The organism is Microbacterium sp. bgisy207 (assembly GCF_965345035.1).
Taxonomy (GTDB): domain Bacteria; phylum Actinomycetota; class Actinomycetes; order Actinomycetales; family Microbacteriaceae; genus Microbacterium.
This window is the reverse complement of record NZ_CBDRMG010000002.1, coordinates 68,180-87,689: the sequence shown is the minus strand read 5'-3', so window position 1 is coordinate 87,689 and position 19,510 is coordinate 68,180. Positions and strand designations below refer to the sequence as shown.

Sequence of the window (19,510 nt, the reverse complement as noted above, 5' to 3'; positions counted from 1 at the left end):
AGGGCTCGGGTCTAGACCTGGGCACGATCGGTGTCGTCGACGGTCTCCGCCGCAGCGGCGATGCGGTTGGCCATGCCTCGGAAGATGAACCCGTGAAACGGCAGCACCGCGAACCAGTAGAGCCGCCCAGCGAGTCCGTGAGGGAAGAACACAGCGCGCTGGTCGTAGCGCGAGCCCGTGTCGGTGGGTGTCGCGCGCAACTCCAGCCAGGCAAGCCCGGGCACCTTCATCTCGGCGCGCAGCCGCAGGAAGCTGCCATGATCGATCGCCTCGACACGCCAGAAGTCGAGCGCGTCCCCCGCGGAAAGACGGCCCTTGCTCCGTCGCCCCCGTTGCAGACCCACGCCTCCGACGAGCCGGTCCATCCACCCACGGATCGCCCACAACAGCGGTGACGAGTACCACCCGTTCTGACCGCCGATCCCCTCGATGACCCGCCACAGCGCGGATGCAGGCGCCGACGTCGTCGCGGACCGCTCATCGACGAAGACGACCTGCCCGGCCCATTCGGGGTCGCTGGGGAGCGGACTCGAGGGGACATCGAGAAGCTCCGTGTCCGCCCAGCTCGTCTCGACCGTGTCTTCCTTCTCGCGGCTCAGAGCGAGGGCTACAGCATCCCGATATCGCAGCAATCCGTCCTCGGGACGAGGAATCAGGTCGTCGACGGCCCAGGACCTCACGACGCAGTCGACCTGAAGTGACTCGACGAGCGGACGCGCAATCGCCGCCGGGATCGGCGTGACCAGATTGACCCACAAGGATGCCAGCCTCGGCGTCAACACCGGCAATGCGGCGATAGCTCGCTGCGGGAGTCCTGCCACGACGGCGTACCCGTTCATCATCTGCCCGTAGCGAAGCACATCGGGTCCGCCGATGTCGACGGCGGCGTTGACATCGGGAGGGACGCGTGCCGCACCGAGCAGGTAGTGCAGCACGTCGCGCACCGAGATCGGTTGGATGCGGTTACGTACCCACTTCGGGGCCGGCATGTAGGGAAGCACATCGGTCAGGTGCCGGACCATCTCGAAGGATGCCGACCCCGACCCGATCACGACGCCCGCCTGGAGCACAAGGGTCGGAACACCCGAGTCCAGCAGGATCTGCCCGACCTCGACTCGGCTGCGAAGATGCGGCGACAGGGGTGCATCGTCGGGGTGGAGCCCGCCGAGATAGACGATGCGGGCGACGGATGCCCGGGCAGCAGCGTCCGCGACCGTTCGCGCGACGTCACGGTCGGTCTGCTCGAACGCACCGCCGGACATCATCGAGTGGATGAGGTAGTAGAGCACATCGACATCACGCACGGCTTCTGCAACCGCATCCGGGTCTTTCGCGTCCCCCGCGACGATCTCTACCCGCTCTCCCCAGGAGAACGCCGCGACCCGCTCGGGATGCCGCGCCAGGACACGGACCCGATACCCCGCGTTCAGCAGCCGCGGAACGAGACGCCCGCCGAGGTACCCGGTCGCTCCCAGCACGAGTGCCAGCGGCTTCTCCCCGCCCGGCCGGGGGTGGGCGACGAGCGCGGGCTCCAGTCCCGTAGGGGCGGTGAGATCGTCCACACCTGCAGGCTAACGCGGTCAGGAGGGCTCGGGGTCATCCAGTGTCCATCCGAAGGCCTGGGCTCCCTCGTGCGACGGCAGCCGCGCGAACCCGAGGCGATCGTAGAAGGCCAGCGCCGGGGCGTTGGACGCGTCGGCGACCAGATGCACGCCGGTGACGCCGCGCTCGCGAAGCACTCCGAGGAGGGTGTCGATCAGGCGCCGCCCCCAGCCCTGACCTTGCAGGTCCGGCAGCAGGTCGATGTGCAGGTGCGCAGGGTACGTGTCGCCGTACGGCTCCGCCCCCGCCCGCCGGCCCGCGGCGTAACGCAGGATGTCTGCGGTGCGCCGGACGCGGGGATCTGCACGGTTCTCGGCGAGGCGGTGCGCCCATCGCGCTGCCCGCTCGGGCCACCAGGTCGTGGCGAACCAGTCCTCGAAGGAGCGGGTGTCGGGTGCGCACACGAGATAGCCCGACGGGGATCCGTCCGTCTCGACGACGAGTGCCAGGTCCGGATGCCGAACCACGTACGGGTTCAGGAACACGTCCGGCCAGATCTCGTCGTCGATGAGCACCCCGCTCGCATCGCGCCCGGCGTCAGCGGTGCGGATGCACACGGACGCGAGCGCCGACGCGTCATCCTCGCGAAAGGCTCGGATCCTGGCCACGCACCGATCGTAGACGCCCCCTGGCCCGCCCGCGGCGAGACTGCGAGGATGGTCGAGTGAGGACGATCAGGTGACACGCACCGCCGAGATCCTGCAGCGCATCGCCCGGCCGGTGCGCGACCTGTTGCGTGCTCTGCTGGCTCCCCTCACGCGAACCCGCCTGTTCCGGGCCGCGGGCCCGCGGGTCCTGCCCCCGATCGAGCGCGTCTTCACGGTCCTCAGCCGCGGACGCGTCCAGCTCAGCGCCGTCCTGGTCCCGTCGCTGGTCCTCCACACAACGGGGGCCAAGAGCGGGCTGCCCCGAGACGTCCCCCTGATGTACACCCCGGACGGACAGGGACGCGCGATCGTGGCGGGAACCAACTTCGCCGGCCAACGCCACCCAGCGTGGACGGCGAATCTCCTCGCACATCCGGATGCCGCCATCACGGTCCGAGGGCGGCGAATGCTCGTGCACGCCACGGTCATCGCGGACGACGAGAGGGATGCCGCGTGGGCACGCATCGAGTCCCAGTGGCCCGGGTATCGGGCGTACGAACGCGAATCTCCTCGCACGGTGCGGCTGTTCCGCCTCCAGCCCGTACGGGCATACGCGTCCGTCGCGTCCGAGGATCCCGCTACGGGGTGAGAGCCTGCACCGTCCGCGGTCGCACGATCAACCACAGGGCCAGGACGGCGATGACGCCGCATCCGACCATGACCGATGCCATGGTCGTGGCGGTGATCCCCGCGCTGGATGAAAGCCAGCCCACAAGAGGCGACACGGCGCCCGCCACACCAAAGTTGACCGCACCGAGAATGGATGCTGCTGTTCCCGCTGCCTTGCCGTGACGGTCGAGGGCGAGCACCTGCACGCAGGGGAACCCGAAGCCGACGGCGGTGATGAACAGGAAGAGGGGCACCATGGTGCCCCAGAGACCGAGCCCGAGGCTGTCGGCGACCACGATCGCTGCGCCGAAGACGACCGTGCCGGCGGTCGAGAACGCCAGAACCCACTGGGGGCCGAAGCGAGCGGCCAACCGCGAGGCCGCCTGCACTCCGAACACGATTCCGAGCGAGTTCACGGCAAAGAGCAGTCCGTACGCCTGGGGGTCGAATCCGTAGCTCTCCTGGAACAGGAACGGCGAGGCCGACAGGTACGAGAACAGACCGCTGAAGTTCATGCCGCCGATCACGAGGACCCCGAGGAACACGCGGTCGCTGAGCACGGAGCGGTACCGTTGCCGCGCGGTCGTGCTGCCCTTCTCGTGACGTCGAGCCGGAGGCAGCGTCTCGGGGATGATGAAGATCGTGCTGACAAGCATCACGATCCCGTAGAGCGCCAGGACGATGAAGATCCCCTGCCAGGGCATGACGATCAGCAGCGCCGACCCGATGAGGGGCGCGACGACCGGGGCAACGCCGCTGACAAGCGCGAGGCGACTGAGCATGATGACCAGGCGCTTTCCGCCGAACAGGTCGCGCACGATCGCCATGGCGACGACGCCGCCGGCTGCGGCACCGACCCCCATGAAGAATCGAGCGGCGCCGAGGGTGAGAAGCGTCGGCGCAAGGGCGGCGGCGGCGCTGGCGAGCACGTGCAACGCCGTGACCGCGATCAGCGGCAGGCGCCGCCCCACCTTGTCGCTGAGCGGCCCCACCACGAGCTGACCGACCGCGAAGCCGATCATGGTTCCCGTCAGAGTCAGCTGGATCGCCGCCGATGTGGTCTGGAAGTCCGCCTCGAGCACCGGGAAGGCAGGAAGGTAGAGGTCGATCGTGAACGGGCCGAGCGCGGTCAGCGCGCCCAGAAGGATGATGTAGAGCACCCGGCGGCGCGCGGGAATCGCATCGCCCGGGTGCAGCATGACCGGCGCAGTCGCCGGGTTCGCTCCCAGGGTACGGATCGCTCCTGTCGATGTGTGGGAGTGAGGTGGCGAAGGCTGCGCGTGCTCGGCGGCGGTGTTCTCGGCGGCGGAGGCTCGGCGGCGCGGCAGCGGGATGGTGGCGGAGTCGGGCACGGTTTCCGTTCAGGCTCGCAACAGGCGAGAAAGTCGAATCGATTCGACTCCATGATACCCGATGCTGTTGCCCGGGAGACCGGACGCGAGAATGGGGCGCCCCGCAGGACGCCCCATTCTCTGCGGATCCGAAGGATCAGCCCTTCGTGGATCCTGCGAGCAGACCTCGCACGAAGTACCTCTGCAGCGAGAAGAACACGATGAGCGGAACGATGATCGCCACGAACGCACCCGCCGTGAGCAGCTGCCACTCGTTGCCGCGGGTACCGGTGATCTCTGCCAGGAGCTTCGTGATCGGTGCGACAGGGCCGTCCGCGAAGATCAACGCCACGAGCAGGTCGTTCCAGACCCACAGGAACTGGAAGATGGCGAACGACGCGAGCGCCGGCATCGTCAGGGGCAGAACGATCCGGAAGAAGATCTGCCCCCGTGATGCGCCATCCACGCGAGCAGCCTCGATGATGTCGGCGGGAATCTGCGACATGAAGTTGTGCAGCAGATAGATCGCCAGCGGCAGAGCGAACATCGAGTGGGCGATCCAGACCTGCGCGTAGCCGCCCGAGACGCCCAGCGGACCGGTGATCTGTACCCCGAAGAAGTTCAGTCCTCGAGAGAACGAGCTCAGCAGCGGGATCAGCGCCATCTGGATCGGCACGATCTGCAACGCGAACACGAAGATGAACAGCCAGTCCCGGCCTTTGAAGTCGATCCACGAGAACGCGTACGCGGCAAACGCTGCGAGCGTGAGCGGAACGATCGTTGCAGGAATCGTGATGGCGATCGAGTTGATGAACGCCTCGGCCATCGTCAGCTGCGTGTTACCCGCCTGCAGCACCTGGATGTAGTTCTCGAGCGTGACCTGCGGGTCGGTGAAGAACGTCCACCAGCCCGTCGTCTTGATCTGCTGCTCGGGCCGGAACGACGAGATCAACAGACCGAAGGTGGGAATCGTCCAGGCGACCGCGATGATGATGGAGGCGACTGTCGCCCAGGGCTTGGACAGGACCTTTCGAGCACGTCCCGCCCGTCCGGAGCCGCCGCCTTGCGAGCGGCGCATCCCGCGTTCGAGTTCCTTCTCCGTCTCCTTGTCGATCGGGAGATCGATCGGCATAACCTCGCTCATCGGATCTCCTTCTGCTTGCGGATCTGCCGGGCGTTGTAGATGACGATCGGCAGCACCAGGAGGAACAGGATGACGGCGAAGGCAGCGCTACGCCCCGCCTCGAACTTCGTGAACTGGGTGTACATCTCGTTCGCGATGACAGAGGTTCCGAAGTTCCCACCGGTCATGGTGCGGACGATGTCGAACACCTTCAGCGAGGCGATGGAAATCGTGGTCAGCACGACGATGATCGCGGGGCTGATCGCCGGCACCGTCACGTTGATGAAGCGCTGCCAGGCGTTCGTGCCATCGAGCTGGGCCGCCTCGAGCTGCTCGGTCGGCACACCCTTGATGGCAGCCGAGAGGATCACCATCGCGAAACCGGTCTGCACCCAGATGAGCACGACGATCAGGAAGAAGGTGTTCCACGGCTCCGTCAGCAGCCACTGCTGCGGTTCACCGCCGAACCACACCACGATCTGGTTGAGCAGACCGATCTGAGTGAACTCGGGACCACGGTAGGCGTACACGAAGTTCCAGATGATGCTCGCGCCGACGAAGGAGATCGCCATCGGCATGAACACCAGAACCTTGTAGATCTTCTCGCCCCGCGTCTTGTCGATGAAGACCGCATAGGCCAGTCCGACGACGGTGGACACCGTCGGGGCGATGAGCACCCAGATGATGGTGTTGACGACGGTGCGGATGCCGTCGGGCTGGGTGAAGATCCAGACGAAGTTGTCGAAACCGACGAAGCTGTTGCCCGCAGCGTTCATGAACGATGCGACGAAGGTCTGGATCGACGGGAGGATGAGGCCGATCAGCAGCAGCAGCGCTGCCGGTGTCATGAAGGCCACGAGCTGGATGAAGTACCCCTTGCCGTTTCGCGAGCGATAGTCGATCACGAAGAAGAGGCCGCCGATGAGCGCAGCGACGATCGCTGCCCACCAGACGGAGTTGAACAGGACCACCGTGACGACCGGGATGAGCACGCACATCGCGAGCCGTATCCAGGTGTAGACGGGCCCGGAACGGGGCGCAATGTCGACGAGGAAGAGGATCAGGCCGATCACCGCGAGGAATGCAACGACCACGACGATCGCTTGCAGAATCGGGTGCATCGTGCCGACCCAGCTGAAGAAGGCGGTCACGTCGCTCCTTTCGAGTACAGCAGTGGACTCGCTCGAATCCTAGCCAGGAAAGCGGCAGAGGGGCCGCCCCGCCTGAGCGAGGCGGCCCCTCTGTGATCAGTGTCAGCTGGCGGGCCAGCCGGCTTCGATCTGGGCGGTGACCTCCTCGACGGGGGTACCGCTGATCCACGAGACCATGCCCTTCCAGAAGGTCCCGGCGCCGACAGCGCTGGGCATCAGGTCGGATGCGTCGAACCGGAACGTGGTGTTCGGGTCCTGCAGGATCTCGATCGCCTGCGTCAGGATGCCCGACGAGGCGTTGGCCGGGTCGAGGCCCGAGTTGGCCGAGATGACGCCGCCGAGCGACACACGGTTGTTCGCCCACTCCGGGCTCGACAGGTACTCGAGCACGGCCTGCGTGTCGGACTCGTCGTTGAACGCACCGACGATCTCACCGCCACCGGTGACGGCCGGAGCGCCGGCTTCCTGACCGGGCATGATGAACGCCCACACATCGCCGTCCTCGGCGACCACGCCGCCGGCATCCTCGATGAACCCGGTGAAGAACGACGCCTGGTGGTGCAGCGCGCACTCGCCAGAGACGAGGGCAGCAGCAGGGTCGCCGAACTCGGTCGAGTTGATCGACTGCACGTCACCGAAACCGGCGTTGACGTACTCGGGGTTGAGCAGGTACTCACCGGTCGCGTTGAACGCATCGATGATCGGCTGGTCGGTGAACTTCACCTCGTTGGCCACCCACTGGTCGTAGACCTCGGGTCCCGAGTCGCGCAGCACCATGTCCTCGACCCAGTCGGTGCCGGGCCAACCGGTGGCATCACCCGAGCCGAAGCCCGCGCACCACGGCGCCTTGCCCGTCGTCGACTGGATCGTTTGGGTGACGTCCATCAGCTCGTCGAGCGTCGTGGGGACCTCGAGGCCCCACTCGGCGAACTTCGCCGGCTGGTACCAGATGAAGCCCTTGACGGATGCCATCAACGGCGCACCGTAAAGGGTGCCGTCGACGGTGCCGTACGCGGCCCAGTCCTCCGACCAGTAGTCTGCGACGTTCTGCTGAACGCCCTCGGGCGCCGGCACGAGGTACCCACGCGAGGCGAGGTCTGCGAGCAGACCCGGCTGCGGGAAGATCGCGATGTCGGGCGGGTTCCCTCCCTGTGCCCGGATGCCGATCTGCGACTCGAACTCCTTCGAGGCTTCGTACTGAATGTCGATGCCCGACTCCTCTTCGAAGTCAGCCCACGACTGGTCGAGCAGTTCGGCCTCGGTATCCGAGATCGTGCCGTAGATCGTGACGACGTTGTCGACGTCGCCGCCGCCACCGTCGCCGCCGTCGCTCGCGCAGCCGGCCAGCGCGATACCGGCGACGCCGGCCATCGCCACCGCGCCGAGCATCTTGTGACGCTGTGTCATGCCCATATGAATGACTCCTCCTCGTTGAGCGCAGACATGGTTCCTTCGTAAGAGCCTCTCCGGAACCGCTTCCATGACACCGTAGCGCCCTCTTCTCAACCGCACAACAGATGGACCATCACGACCAGATAACTGCGCATGGGAGCGCTCTTCTGACTACGTCCATAGTGACTGTCCACGCAACAATCTTGTGGAACCGGTTCCCTTTTTCGGGCCCCGTCCTTTAGCCTGTCTCTACAAGAGATCGACGGCTGATCGCACTTCGGGTGTCGAGAATCGCCGACAGCTCTGGAAGGTGCGAGGACGTGAGCGGCATCGAGGACGTAGCCCGGGCGGCGGGCGTCTCGAAAGCGACGGCCAGCCGTGCGCTGACGGGACACGGGTACGTCGCTGCAGCCACGCGTGAACGCGTGGTCCGCGTGGCGCACGAGATGGGCTACGTGCCATCCTCGAGCGCGGCCAGCCTTGCGACCGGACGCACACGCAACGTGGGCGTCGTGATGCCGTATCTGAACAGGTGGTTCTTCGCCGAGGTGTTGGAGGGCATCCAAGAGGTCCTGCTCGAGTCGGGATACGACCTCACGCTCTACGACGCCAAGCCGGGCACGGAGGGGCGCCGACGCGTCTTCGACGACTTCCTTGCCAGAAAGCGCTTCGACGGCTTGATCGCGGTGGGCCTCGAACCCGACCACCACGAACTCGAGCGCCTTGTCGCGATCGGTCGGCCGGTCGTCAGCGTGGTGGCGATCGGCGACAACGCCGGCGTCGTGCGACTGGATGACGAGCACGCCGCCCGGCGCGCAACCGCCCACCTGATCGAGCTCGGGCACACCAGGATCACCTTCCTCGGTGGCGTCTCCCTCTCCCGGGGGCCTCACGTCGACCGCGCACGCTTGGCGGGCTACCAGGCGACGATGACGGAGGCGGGACTTGCCGCGACACATGTGCGCTCAGAAGTGACCCTGCCCGGCGGCTACGCAGCGGCCGTCGATCTCCTCGGCGATCCCGAGCGACGTCCGACAGCGCTCGTGGCCACCTGCGACGAGGTGGCCATCGGTGCGATCATCGCCGCTCGGCGACTGGGCATCCCCGTGCCGGGGTCGCTGAGTGTCGTCGGAATCGACAACCACGAGTTCGCCGAGATGTTCGCCCTCACGACGCTCGAGCAGTCACCGCGGCAACAGGGCATCCAGGGAGCGCAGATGCTGCTCTCCCAGCTCGAGGACCCGGCCCAGCCGCCGCGGGACGTCAGCATCCAGGCGCGCCTGATCGTACGGAGCTCCACAGCTCCCCCACCGGGAACGCCGTCGGTGACCGTCGGCGTCGGCGTATCGCCCTGACCGGTAGCACACCGCGTTCGGTCATACGCCCGACGTTCTCTGAGACACCCCGGAGCGCGCGGTGGCTCACCGGAATGACGGGCTCTCGTGTGGCAGGCCGACGCCGGAGACGCCGGAGTTCCGGCATCCACGCAAGACGGATGCCGGAACTTCGGTTGGTGGGGCCTAGGCGTGTGCGCGTGTTCCGCGGCGACGGATGACGACAAGCGCGAGTCCGCCCAACAACGCTGCCGCGGCCGCCCACGGCAGGAGGTTGACCGACTGCGCGGTGCCGCCGGTCGCGGCCAGCGCCTCGACCTGCACGTATACCCACCCGATCACCGCTCCGGTTGAATCGGTCACGACCAGGCGGTGTGTGCCGACCGGCATGTCGGCCGGAACAGTGAACGTCGCCGTCCCGGCAGCGCTCACCACCGCCGTCCCCAGGTAAGTGGGCGTCGAGAACAACCAGCCCTCAACCGTCTGCCCTGCATACGGGATGCCGACCGTGATCGTCACCGCCTGACCCTGCTCGAACGTCGTCCCGCCCTGCGGCGCGATCGCCCCCTGCTTCTCCGGCGTCAACGCACCCTCCGCCGGCGGGTTCGACCCACCGGTTTCGCCGGGCGTCGGCGTGGGCTCGGTCGTCACCTCACCGGTCACGGTGACGGCCGCACGAACCGTCGTGCCGCTGGGCTCGACGTTCACGATGATCTCGCTCGTGTCGGCGGCATCGGCAGGAACCGTCAGCTCCACGGATGCCGTGCCGTTGACGACCGGCACCGGGTCGAACACCGCGGTACTGCCGGCGAACGAGACCAGCGCTGTCGTGTTCTGGGGGGCTCCGAGCGAGGTCAGGTTCAGCCCGCTGACAGCGAACGTCGTGGTCGACCCGCGTGTGATCGTGTCAGCCAAGCCCGTGATCTGCGCGCTGCGCGAGGCGAAGTCGGGTGCCAGCGGGGAGTTGTCGCCAAGGTATTCGATCCATGCGTCGCGGTCGATCAGGCCCGAGTCGCGGGTGTCGGTTCCCTCGGTCAGCACGGTGAAGTTGTCGCCGCCCTGGAGCAGGAAGTTGAACGATCCGACCCGGTACTCGGCATCCATCACGATCGGCTGCCCGTCGATCCAGATCCCGGTGATCCGGTCACCCTTCGCCCGCGAGGCGTCGTACGTGTAGAACACGTTCTCCGACACGCCCAGCTGCAGGTACGGACGCGACGCGCCCTCCGGCTGCCACTGCTGCTCCAGCACAGCCTTGAACTGCGCACCGGTCAGCGTCGTGGTCCACAGGTTGTTCACGAACGGCAACACCGCATTGGCCTCGGCATAGGTGATGACCCCGTCATCGCCGCGCAGCAGATCCGCCCGAAGACCGCCCGGGTTCACCAGACCGATCTGCGCACCTCCTCGCAGCGGGTCCGACAGCGACGCAACCAGTGCATCTGCAACAAGGTTCCCGAGCGTCGACTGTGCCATGCGGTTATCCCGCGTACCCCCCGTCCACACACCGTCGACATAGGAGCCGCCGGCGAACGCGGTCGTGATGTCGGCGCTCACTGACCCGACAGGCTCATTGCCCACCTCGGCCGCGTCAGCCAGCGCGTCATCCACGATCGTCTTCACCTCAGCCACGCGGGGGAAGGTGTTGACCAGGTCGGTCTCGGAGTCGGTCGTGCGCTTCACGTTCCGCGACTCGTACGAGAGGACCTCACCCGAGTTCGGGTCGACATCGAGGGTGACCTGACCGATGTTCTCGCCGTACGAACCGGTCTGCAGAACCGGGCGCGTCCCGTCCTCACCGGGAATCGGGCCGTCCCACGCGTATTCCTTGTGCGTGTGTCCGGTGAAGATCACATCCACCGCCGCGGAGGTGTCGGTCACGATCCGTGCGAACGCACCGCCCGCGGCGATCTCCTCCTCGATCGTCGCGCCCTCCTTCACCCCGTCGACCGAGCCCTCGTGGTACTCAGCGATGATCACATCGGCCTCACCGTTCTCCGCGTTCCCGTCCGACAGCTGCGCCGCGACACGGTTCACCGCCTCCACCGGGTCACCGAAATCGATCGTCGAGATGCCGCCCGGCGAGACCAGCGACGGCGTCTCCTCCGTCACCGCACCGACCACCGCGACAGTCACGCCATCCACATCGAACAGCGCGTACTCATCGAACACCGGCGTCTGGGTGCCCTTCTCGTACACGTTGGCACCCAGGTAGGGGAAGTCCGCAGCGTCGCTCACGCGACCCTGAAGATCACCCAGACCCTTGTCGAACTCGTGGTTACCCACAGCCGAGGCCGCCAGATCCAGCGCGTTGAGCACATCGATCGTCGGCTTGTCCTGGAACAGCGACGATGCGAACAACGACGCACCGATGTTGTCACCGGCCGACAGGAACAGCGTGTTCGCCTCGCCATACGCGGCACGCAACTGCTCGATCGTTCCCGCGAACTCCACCGTGTTGCCATCGATACGCCCGTGGAAGTCGTTGATGTTCAACAGGGTGAGCTCGATCGGAGCATTCGGGTCGACCAGATCGATACCCACCACGATCGGGTCGTGATCGCTCGAACGGTAGGGCGAGACCTCGTAGAAGTCGGTCGCGTTGTAGTTGTAGCGGCTGTACTCGAGAGCGATCGACTCGCCCGAGTTGATGTTCCAGATGTCCTCACCGGTCACCATCGACAGCGCCGCCTCCGACGCGAAGATGTGATCGAGCGAGCCTGATTGACCCGAGAACGAGTAGCTGTACTCGCCGGTCCGCGCTCCGAGGTCCGTGTAACCGGCCGCGAGGATCTCCCGTGCCGGGTCTTCCTTGCTGTAGGCGTTGAAGTCGCCCAACAGGAACACGTTCTCGGTTCCGGCGTCCGTCGACACCTCGTCGGCGAATTCGATGAGGGCCTGCGCCTGGCGCACGCGGTCGGCGTTGTACGCCCCCTGCCCGTCACCCTGGTCGGCGTTGTCTCCGCTCGCGCCCGACGAGCTCTTGGACTTGAAGTGGTTGACGATCGCGACGAATTGCGCCTCGGTCTCACCCGGTGCGGCAAACGCCTGTGCGAGCGGCTGTCGCGCGTTGGCGAACGCATCGGAGTCGGTCAGGACGACCGAGTCACCGATCGGGGCAACGGCGGCGTTCTTGTAGATGAACGCCGTGCGGATGACATCCTGGGCCGACAGGTCCGGCAGCGCCTCGGCCGCAGGCGAGGGGACGTAGGACCAGTCGTCCGAGCCGAGGTCGGCGTTGAGCGCGTCGACGAGTGCGGCCAGCGCAGCATCGCGGTCCTGGCCGAACTTCGCCGAGTTCTCGATCTCTTCGAGCGAAACGACTTCAGCGTTCAGCCCGTTGATCGCCTCGACGATCTTGGCCTGCTGGCGCTGCAGGTTCTCGTCGTTCGCGGCACCGCGCGGGCCGTCATCGCCGCATCGGTTGACCGTGATGGGGTTGCCCGCGCGGTCGGTGTAGAACGAGCTGCATCCGGCGTCTTCACCGGTCGTGGTGAAGTAGTTCAGGACGTTGAACGACGCGAGCTGGATGTCGCCTCCGACGGCATCCGGCGCAGCCGTGCGCACGTCGCTGAACTGAGCAGGAAGCGTGCCACCGGCGACAAGCTGCTCGGTCGGCTGGAGCTTCCACACGCTGTTGCGGAACTCGAACACGACAGGCTGGGTGAACGTGACATCCGCGCCGACCGTCACCGTCGTGTCGGTGAGGTACGGCAGCGGGATCGCCTTGTTGGCGTTGCTGAAGAAGTTGATCGAGGCGCCGTCATCGAGCGTGACCGCGCGCGGCGGCATCAGCGACAGCGGCGGCGTACTCGTCAGTCCCGGGGGCACCGACCTCGGTCGGCACAAGGATCGGCGTCTCGCCGACGGCGAGCCCGATCTCGGCGTACTGGTTGGTCGTGTAGGTGTTGGTGACCGTGTAGTCGCCGGCAGGAGCGAGCAGCATGCCCTCGAGGCTCTCGCGCTGACTCTCGGTCGCGGGGACCACCACGTCGGCGGGCGTGATGGTCGCACCGCTGTCTGGCAGCACCGTGACGCCGTCGGCGGATGCTGAGATCTCGGTCGTTCCGTTGTACTCGCTGACCGCGCCGGTCACCTGGACCTCGTCGCCGATCTCCACCTTCGCGGTGGCGGCCGACCCGTAGACGAAGATCGCGGATGATGCGTCGTGCGTTCCGAGGTCGATGGCGCCACCGGTACCCGGCGTCTGAATGTAGAAGCCGTTGTAGCCACCGGTCGGGTATGCGGCGGTGACGACACCGGTCGTGGTCACGGTCTGGCCGACGAGCGGACTCGCGTCGGACGTGCCCTGGATCTCGGAGATCGGCAGCGCAGATGCCGTCGGCGTCGGGGATGGCTCGCCGGTCGGCGAGGCTGTGGGCTCGGGCGAGGTCTCCGTAGGGGTGGGCGTCGGCTCGGGCTCGGCGCCACCGGATGACTGCGGGGTCACCGTCGTCGTGACGGAGAAGTCCGCGGAGTTGTCATCGGTGTCGACGTGGTCGGTTCGCACGAGCGCGTTGGCTGTCGAGTTACCGCCGGCGTCGGGGCCGACCGCCGTCTCGTACGTGTTCGCCGATCCGTATCCCAGGAGGTCGACGATGTCGTCGTTGCCGGTGATCGAGCCGGTGCTGAGCGTGACAGCGGTGTCGACGTCGGCGAGCCACACGACACCGTTCTGTCCGCCAGGGTTGAAGCTCGTCACGAGGTCAGCGTCGGGCAGCGCCGCACCGTTGCTGCCGTTGCTGCCGCCCTGGACGAGGAAGTAGTCACCCGGCTCGATCGTGCCGCTGAGCTTGACGACAGAAGACGGCGCCTCGGTGCCGGACGCGGAGCGATACTGCAGCGACCACCCATCGAGGCTCTGGGCACTGTCTCCCGCGTTGTAGAGCTCGATGAACTTGTTGGTGTAAGGAGCCCCCGAGCTCCCGCCCTTCAGGTAGGCCTCGTTGATGATGACATCCGCGCCCGTTGCAGCGACCGCAGAAACCGGCACGGCAAGGCCGGTGAGAGCGAGCGCGACACTGGCCGCAACAGCGGCAAGTCGACGCGGAGAGGCGTTCTGAGTGATCGACATGATTCTCCCGAGTGGTCCCCGATACGGACGCGCCCACGCTATGAATCCAAAGCGGACGGCTCGCCGACCGAGCAGTGTCGTGGAGGTGAACGCGGCGAGTCGAAAGGATGGATCGGCGTGTCCTCGACGCAACACCCGCAGGCGCGAACCGACACCTTCGCGCACCAACCCACCGGCTTCTTCGACCGAAAGGTGAGGGTCCGTGCTCAATCGTGCGGGTTCGCGTGATGACCGACGGCGAAGGCCGGCCGCTACAGTGGTGCCGTGAGCGAGACAACGACCGACACTGCCGCGGTCGAGCCGACGGGGGACGCCGCCCGTCGACCCGTCATCGTGGCGCTGGCCGTCGCGTTCGTGTATGTCACGGGACTGCTGGACATCCTGCTCGGCATCCTGGTCTTGCTGAGCCGCTACGATCAGTCGAACTCAGGCGACGTCCTCACGGTGTCGCTCATCGGGGCAGCGATCATCCTCTTCGGGCTGCTGATCATCGGGATCGCCTCCGGCGTCGCGCGCGGTAGCCGACTGTCGCGGATCGCGCTGACCCTGTACCTGGCGATTCAGGTACCGCTTCATGCCTTGGCCATCGCCGCCGCGGACCTCGACTGGATCGCGATGATCCAGCTCGCTCTGGAGGTCTTCACCCTCGTCGTGCTGTGGCTTCCGCCGACGAACCGCTTCTTCCGCGCCGCCGCCGCGAAGCGGTAGCGGGTGCCCCACCCGCTGTTCGTGCCGCCGTGTCGCGCGCCACGAAGCGGCGGTGGATGAACCGCACGATCTCGACGCCACCGATCGTCGCAACGATCACCGCGGTCAGCAGGTAGGCGGCATCCTCGCCCGGGTCCACGAGCTGGAAGAACTCGGTCGCGAGCGGGATCGAGAAGATCAGCACGAGCCCGATGAACATCGCGCCGATCACCAGTCCCTTGAAGCGATTGATGGGCCGCGAGAGGACCGTGAGGATCCAGATCCCGACGATCGCGAGGATGATGGTCGCTCCGGTGCGCAGCTGGGTCTCGTCGACTCCGAGCGACTGCGCGCCCAGTGTGTAGATCGTGAGGCCGGCGCCGACCACGACACCGGCGGGGATGGCAAAGCTCAGAGAGCGACGCAAGAACCCCGGAATGTACCGCTGGCGATTGGGCATGAGGGCCAAGAAGAACGCCGGGATCCCGATCGTCAGCCCGTCGGTGATCGACAGCTGCCGGGGCAGGAACGGGAACTGCAACATGAGGATGCCGAAGACGATCGAGAGCACGAAGATGTAGGCGGTCTTGGTGAGGAAGAGCATCGAGACGCGCTCGATATTGGCGATCACCTGGCGACCTTCCGCGACGACATCCGGCAGGTGCGAGAACTGTCCGTCCAACAGCACCAGACGCGCGACGGCCTTCGTAGCTGCAGCGCCGGAGTTCATCGCGATGCCGATGTCGGCGGTCTTGATCGCGAGCGCGTCGTTCACACCGTCGCCGGTCATGGCCACCGTGTGGCCGCGCGACTGCAGGGCGGTCACCATCCGCTTCTTCTGTTCGGGGGTGACGCGTCCGAACACGTGGTAGTTCTCGAGGACGTCAGCGAGCTCCTCGTCGTCGTCTGGCAGCTCCCGCGCGTCGTACCCTTCGGGAGCGTCGACCCCGACCTCACGTGCGATCGCCGCGACCGTCCGGGGGTTGTCCCCCGAGATGACCCGGATGCCGACCCCCTGCTCGCGGAAATAGGACAGCGTCTGCGCAGCATCCGGCCGCACCTGCTCACGGAAGGTGAGCACGACGATCGGGACGAGGTCGTCCGGAAGGCGCTCCGCATCGGCCTGCTCCGGCGAGATCGGATGCGGAGAGTGGCCGAGCACGAGAGTGCGGCGGCCTGTTGCCGCAAGCTGGGCCACACGCGACCCGAGGGGCATGTCCGGTCTGGACTCCGCCGGGAAGACCATCTCGGGCGCACCGAGCACCCACGACCCCGCCGGCCCGTCGGCGAACGACACGGCACTCCACTTGCGGGCCGAGGAGAACGGGATGACCGCTCCCGGTGCGAGAATCCGCTCCAGCGGGTAGGGATCGCGCAAGCACCGCGCCGTGGCGTTTGCCGCCGGGTCCGCCCCATACCAGGCCAACGCCTCCCCCCACCCGGTCGCACTCTCCGCACCGACGGGGTGGACCGCGTCGAACTCGATCTCGCCAGCGGTGAGCGTGCCGGTCTTGTCGAGGCACACCACGTCGACGCGGGCCAACCCTTCGACCGCCGGTAACTCATTGACGAGCACCTGGCGACCGGCGAGCTTGGCCGCGCCGACCGCGAACGCGATGCTCGTCATGAGCACGAGACCGAGCGGGATCATGGCGGTGACCGCCGCGATGGTGTTGACGGCGGCCTGGACCCAGTCGCCGCTCTCCCACGCCGCCGCCCAGCCGCCGAAGACCATCATCTGCGCGTTCAGCACGAGAAGGCCGATGGGCCCGATCGCCCAGCCCACGACGCGCAGCACGAGGTTGATCGAGGAACGCAGCTCGCTCGAGACGAGCGAGAAGCGCTTCGCCTCGGCCGCGAAGCGGTTCGCGTAGGAATCCGCGCCGACGCGGACGACCCGCGCCATCCCCTCACCGGCCACGACGATGGACCCGGACAGGGCTTCGTCGCCTGGGTGCTTGTCGACGGCATCCGACTCTCCGGTGAGCATCGACTCGTCGACCTGCAGTCCCCGCGCGTGCACGACCTCGGCGTCGGCCGCGATCTGGTCGCCCGCCCGCAAGACCAGGATGTCGTCGATGACGACCTCGGTCGGGTGGATCTCGCTCTCGGTGGACTCGCGGATGACGCGGGCGGTCGGGGCGTTGAGGAGGGCGAGCCGGTCGAGCGCTGCCTTGGCGCGGAACTCCTGCCACGCGCCGATGATCGTGTTGGCGAGGGCGCTGAGCCCGAAGATCGCATCTTGCCACCGGCCGAGCACGAGGAGGACCGCGAAACAGGACCCGACGATCGCGTTGAAGATCGTGAAGACGTTGGCGCGGATGATGCTGCCGATGCTGCGACTCGAGTCGGCCTGATAGGCGTTGGTCCGACCATCCGCGACCCGCTGCGCGACCTCCGCTGTCGTCAGACCGGTGATTTCGATGGTGTCCGGATCCCGGGTCGGCTCTGGTCCGGGCTGCGTCGCCGCGTCGGTGGCGCTGGTCATGCGTTCACCCTAGCGGGCCGGGCGTGAGCGATCCGGGGACGAAACGACGGAGACTCCGGATGCCGCAGCATCCGGAGTCTCCGGGAAGAAGTCGCGAGGGACTTACTTGAGGGTGACGCTGGCGCCGGCCTCTTCCAGAGCGGCCTTCGCCTTCTCGGCGGTCTCCTTGTTCGCGCCCTCGAGGACGGCCTTGGGAGCGCCGTCGACGACAGCCTTGGCCTCGCCGAGGCCGAGCGAGGTGAGCTCGCGGACGACCTTGATGACCTGGATCTTCTTGTCGCCGGCAGCCTCGAGGATGACGTCGAACGAGTCCTTCTCCTCCTCGGCGGCGGCTTCGCCGGCACCACCGGCGGGGGCGCCGGCAGCGGCGACCGCGACGGGCGCGGCGGCGGTGACGTCGAAGGTCTCCTCGAACGCCTTGACGAACTCGGAGAGCTCGATGAGGGTGAGCTCCTTGAACGCGTCGAGCAGCTCTTCAGTGCTGAGCTTTGCCATGATGATTCTCCTTGATGGGTTGGTTATCGCCGGGGCCCGACTCAGGCCGCGGACTCCTGCTTCTCGCGCAGCGCGTCGACCGTGCGAACGGCCTTGGACGGCAGCGCGTTGAAGACGAATGCTGCCTTGGTCATCGAGGCCTTCATCGCGCCGGCGAGCTTCGCCAGCAGGACTTCACGGCTCTCGAGGTCGGCGAGCTTGTTGACCTCATCCGCGCTCAGGGGGGAACCGTCGAAGTATCCGCCCTTGATCACGAGAAGAGGGTGTGCCTTGGCGAAGGCGCGCAGTCCCTTCGCGACGGTGACGGGGTCACCGTGCACGAACGCGATAGCCGAAGGCCCCTTGAGGTCCTCATCCATCGACGTGATCCCCGCGTTGTGCGCGGCGATCTTGGAGAGCGTGTTCTTCACCACGGCGTACTCGGCGTCCTGACGGATCGCGTTGCGGAGCTCCTTGAGCTCCGCAACCGTCAGACCGCGGTACTCGGTGAGCAGAACGGCGGTCGAGTCCTCGAAGTTCTTCGTGAGCTCGGCAACCGTCGCTTCCTTCTGCGCCATGGCCACTCCTTGTGTCTTGTGCACGTTCCGCGGTGGCGGAACGTGAGCCTCTGCCCCCGGACAACGAAAAAAGCTCCGGCGCAAGCGCACGGAGCTTCGGCCCGGAACGGGCGTGGTTCGTGTCACCTGCGCGGGCCCCTGTCGGCCTCCGTACGGAGGCTGTCCAGTGCTTCGGTCGACGTGCATCTTCACGCACGCCGATGACCGGCGGTCTTCGGCTTCCCCCAGTGTACGCGCCTGGCCTGCGCCCCGACAAATCGCACCACCGCCCTTCCCGCCCGGTCGTGGTTCTGGGCGTGTACGGGAGGTGCACGTCGTCGTCCGCGCATAGGGTCGAGGGGTGACCCCGGAACTGGCAGCGCGCATCGTCGCCGACTCGCGCGACCGGGTGGCATGGGTTCGGGCGCGCTCTCGCGGCATCACGGCCACGGATGTCGCCGCACTGACCTCCGAGCGGGCCATCCCCCGCGCCGCGGACGCCAAGCTCATGGGTTCGGGGTTCTCGGGGAACGCCTACACGGCACACGGTCGGCTCAGGGAGCCCGAGATCGCACGATGGGTCGCCGCGACGCACGGCATCCTCCCCTCGTCCGCGCTCTTTCACGCCGAGGTCGAGAAGCGACACCTCGCGACGCCCGACGGCCTCATGGTCGACGCCCAGGGTCGCGTGGTGCTCGCGGAGATCAAGACCACGAAGAAACCGTGGCGGAGCATCCCCCGCTCGTATCTGCGGCAGGTGTGGTGGCAACAGCACGTCCTCGGGGCCGAGCGGACCCTGGTCGCCTGGGAGGAGCACGACGGATTCGTGCCGGTCGGCGACGAGCCGCGCTGCGCCTGGGTGGACCGCGACGAGACCGAGATCGCTCGCTTGGTCGCACTGGCGACGGCGCTCATCGACGAGCTGTACCTGCGGACCCAGCGCGCGCGAGCGGTCAGGCCGGATGTGCCGGAGCCACGCCAGCCCTACCGGGCGCTGGCGCTGTCGGACTGAGCGCACCCGCCCCAGGGACACCGCCGCGG

At 67.0% G+C, this 19,510-nt stretch carries 15 protein-coding genes; 4 read left to right on the top strand and 11 right to left on the bottom strand.

The annotated features are described in order from the left end of the window. Nucleotides 1–11 precede the first annotated feature (11 nt). Entirely contained in the window at nucleotides 12–1,562 is a 1,551-nt protein-coding gene (locus ACSGC5_RS02065; protein WP_434968944.1) for an SDR family oxidoreductase, read from the bottom strand. Between the two features lie 18 nt (nucleotides 1,563–1,580). Then, entirely contained in the window at nucleotides 1,581–2,210 is a 630-nt protein-coding gene (locus ACSGC5_RS02060) for a GNAT family N-acetyltransferase (protein WP_434968943.1), read from the bottom strand. Between the two features lie 70 nt (nucleotides 2,211–2,280). On the opposite strand from ACSGC5_RS02060, the gene ACSGC5_RS02055 reads away from it, so the two are divergent. Then, nucleotides 2,281–2,838: a nitroreductase family deazaflavin-dependent oxidoreductase gene (locus ACSGC5_RS02055; RefSeq protein WP_434968942.1), complete on the top strand. Its 558-nt coding sequence runs from the start codon at nucleotides 2,281–2,283 to the stop codon at nucleotides 2,836–2,838. Here ACSGC5_RS02055 and ACSGC5_RS02050 read toward each other — a convergent pair. The 4 genes from ACSGC5_RS02050 to ACSGC5_RS02035 all read right to left on the bottom strand — a co-directional run bounded on the left by ACSGC5_RS02050 (nucleotide 2,828) and on the right by ACSGC5_RS02035 (nucleotide 7,876). Then, complete coding sequence (locus ACSGC5_RS02050; RefSeq protein WP_434969147.1) at nucleotides 2,828–4,057, bottom strand: multidrug effflux MFS transporter; 1,230 nt, start codon at nucleotides 4,055–4,057, stop codon at nucleotides 2,828–2,830. The two genes, ACSGC5_RS02055 and ACSGC5_RS02050, sit on opposite strands and share 11 nt — an antisense overlap. A gap of 289 nt (nucleotides 4,058–4,346) precedes the next feature. Next, a complete protein-coding gene (locus ACSGC5_RS02045; protein WP_434968941.1) occupies nucleotides 4,347–5,333 on the bottom strand; it encodes a carbohydrate ABC transporter permease in 987 nt (328 codons plus the stop codon). Next, nucleotides 5,330–6,463 carry a carbohydrate ABC transporter permease gene (locus tag ACSGC5_RS02040; protein WP_434968940.1) on the bottom strand — a complete coding sequence of 378 codons (1,134 nt, stop codon included), beginning with the start codon at nucleotides 6,461–6,463 and terminating at the stop codon, nucleotides 5,330–5,332. Before ACSGC5_RS02040 ends, ACSGC5_RS02045 begins: the two co-directional genes overlap by 4 nt. A gap of 102 nt (nucleotides 6,464–6,565) precedes the next feature. Then, nucleotides 6,566–7,876, bottom strand: a complete 1,311-nt coding sequence (locus ACSGC5_RS02035) for an ABC transporter substrate-binding protein (RefSeq protein ID WP_434968939.1) — start codon at nucleotides 7,874–7,876, stop codon at nucleotides 6,566–6,568. A gap of 299 nt (nucleotides 7,877–8,175) precedes the next feature. On the opposite strand from ACSGC5_RS02035, the gene ACSGC5_RS02030 reads away from it, so the two are divergent. Next, the gene (locus ACSGC5_RS02030) at nucleotides 8,176–9,210 is read left to right on the top strand and encodes a LacI family DNA-binding transcriptional regulator (protein WP_434968938.1); all 1,035 of its coding nucleotides are present in this window, start codon (nucleotides 8,176–8,178) and stop codon (nucleotides 9,208–9,210) included. Nucleotides 9,211–9,375: 165 nt separating this feature from the next. On the opposite strand, the gene ACSGC5_RS02025 is transcribed toward ACSGC5_RS02030, so the two are convergent. Both ACSGC5_RS02025 and ACSGC5_RS02020 read right to left on the bottom strand, forming a co-directional pair. After that, nucleotides 9,376–13,020, bottom strand: a complete 3,645-nt coding sequence (locus ACSGC5_RS02025) for an ExeM/NucH family extracellular endonuclease (RefSeq protein ID WP_434968937.1) — start codon at nucleotides 13,018–13,020, stop codon at nucleotides 9,376–9,378. Further along, a complete protein-coding gene (locus ACSGC5_RS02020; protein WP_434968936.1) occupies nucleotides 12,953–14,263 on the bottom strand; it encodes a lamin tail domain-containing protein in 1,311 nt (436 codons plus the stop codon). Before ACSGC5_RS02020 ends, ACSGC5_RS02025 begins: the two co-directional genes overlap by 68 nt. Nucleotides 14,264–14,527: 264 nt before the next feature. On the opposite strand from ACSGC5_RS02020, the gene ACSGC5_RS02015 reads away from it, so the two are divergent. Beyond that, nucleotides 14,528–14,971, top strand: coding sequence for a hypothetical protein (locus tag ACSGC5_RS02015; protein WP_434968935.1), 444 nt, complete (start codon nucleotides 14,528–14,530; stop codon nucleotides 14,969–14,971). Here the strand turns inward: ACSGC5_RS02015 and ACSGC5_RS02010 are convergent. From ACSGC5_RS02010 to rplJ, 3 genes are all read right to left on the bottom strand, one after another. After that, complete coding sequence (locus ACSGC5_RS02010; protein WP_434968934.1) at nucleotides 14,904–17,438, bottom strand: HAD-IC family P-type ATPase; 2,535 nt, start codon at nucleotides 17,436–17,438, stop codon at nucleotides 14,904–14,906. The genes ACSGC5_RS02015 and ACSGC5_RS02010 overlap by 68 nt on opposite strands. A 102-nt stretch (nucleotides 17,439–17,540) precedes the next feature. Further along, nucleotides 17,541–17,933 carry a 50S ribosomal protein L7/L12 gene (gene rplL / locus ACSGC5_RS02005; protein WP_434968933.1) on the bottom strand — a complete coding sequence of 131 codons (393 nt, stop codon included), beginning with the start codon at nucleotides 17,931–17,933 and terminating at the stop codon, nucleotides 17,541–17,543. Nucleotides 17,934–17,974: 41 nt separating this feature from the next. Next, complete coding sequence (gene rplJ, locus ACSGC5_RS02000; protein ID WP_434968932.1) at nucleotides 17,975–18,490, bottom strand: 50S ribosomal protein L10; 516 nt, start codon at nucleotides 18,488–18,490, stop codon at nucleotides 17,975–17,977. A 340-nt stretch (nucleotides 18,491–18,830) separates the two neighbouring features. On the opposite strand from rplJ, the gene ACSGC5_RS01995 reads away from it, so the two are divergent. Then, nucleotides 18,831–19,481: a YqaJ viral recombinase family protein gene (locus tag ACSGC5_RS01995; protein ID WP_434968931.1), complete on the top strand. Its 651-nt coding sequence runs from the start codon at nucleotides 18,831–18,833 to the stop codon at nucleotides 19,479–19,481. Nucleotides 19,482–19,510: the final 29 nt, after the last annotated feature.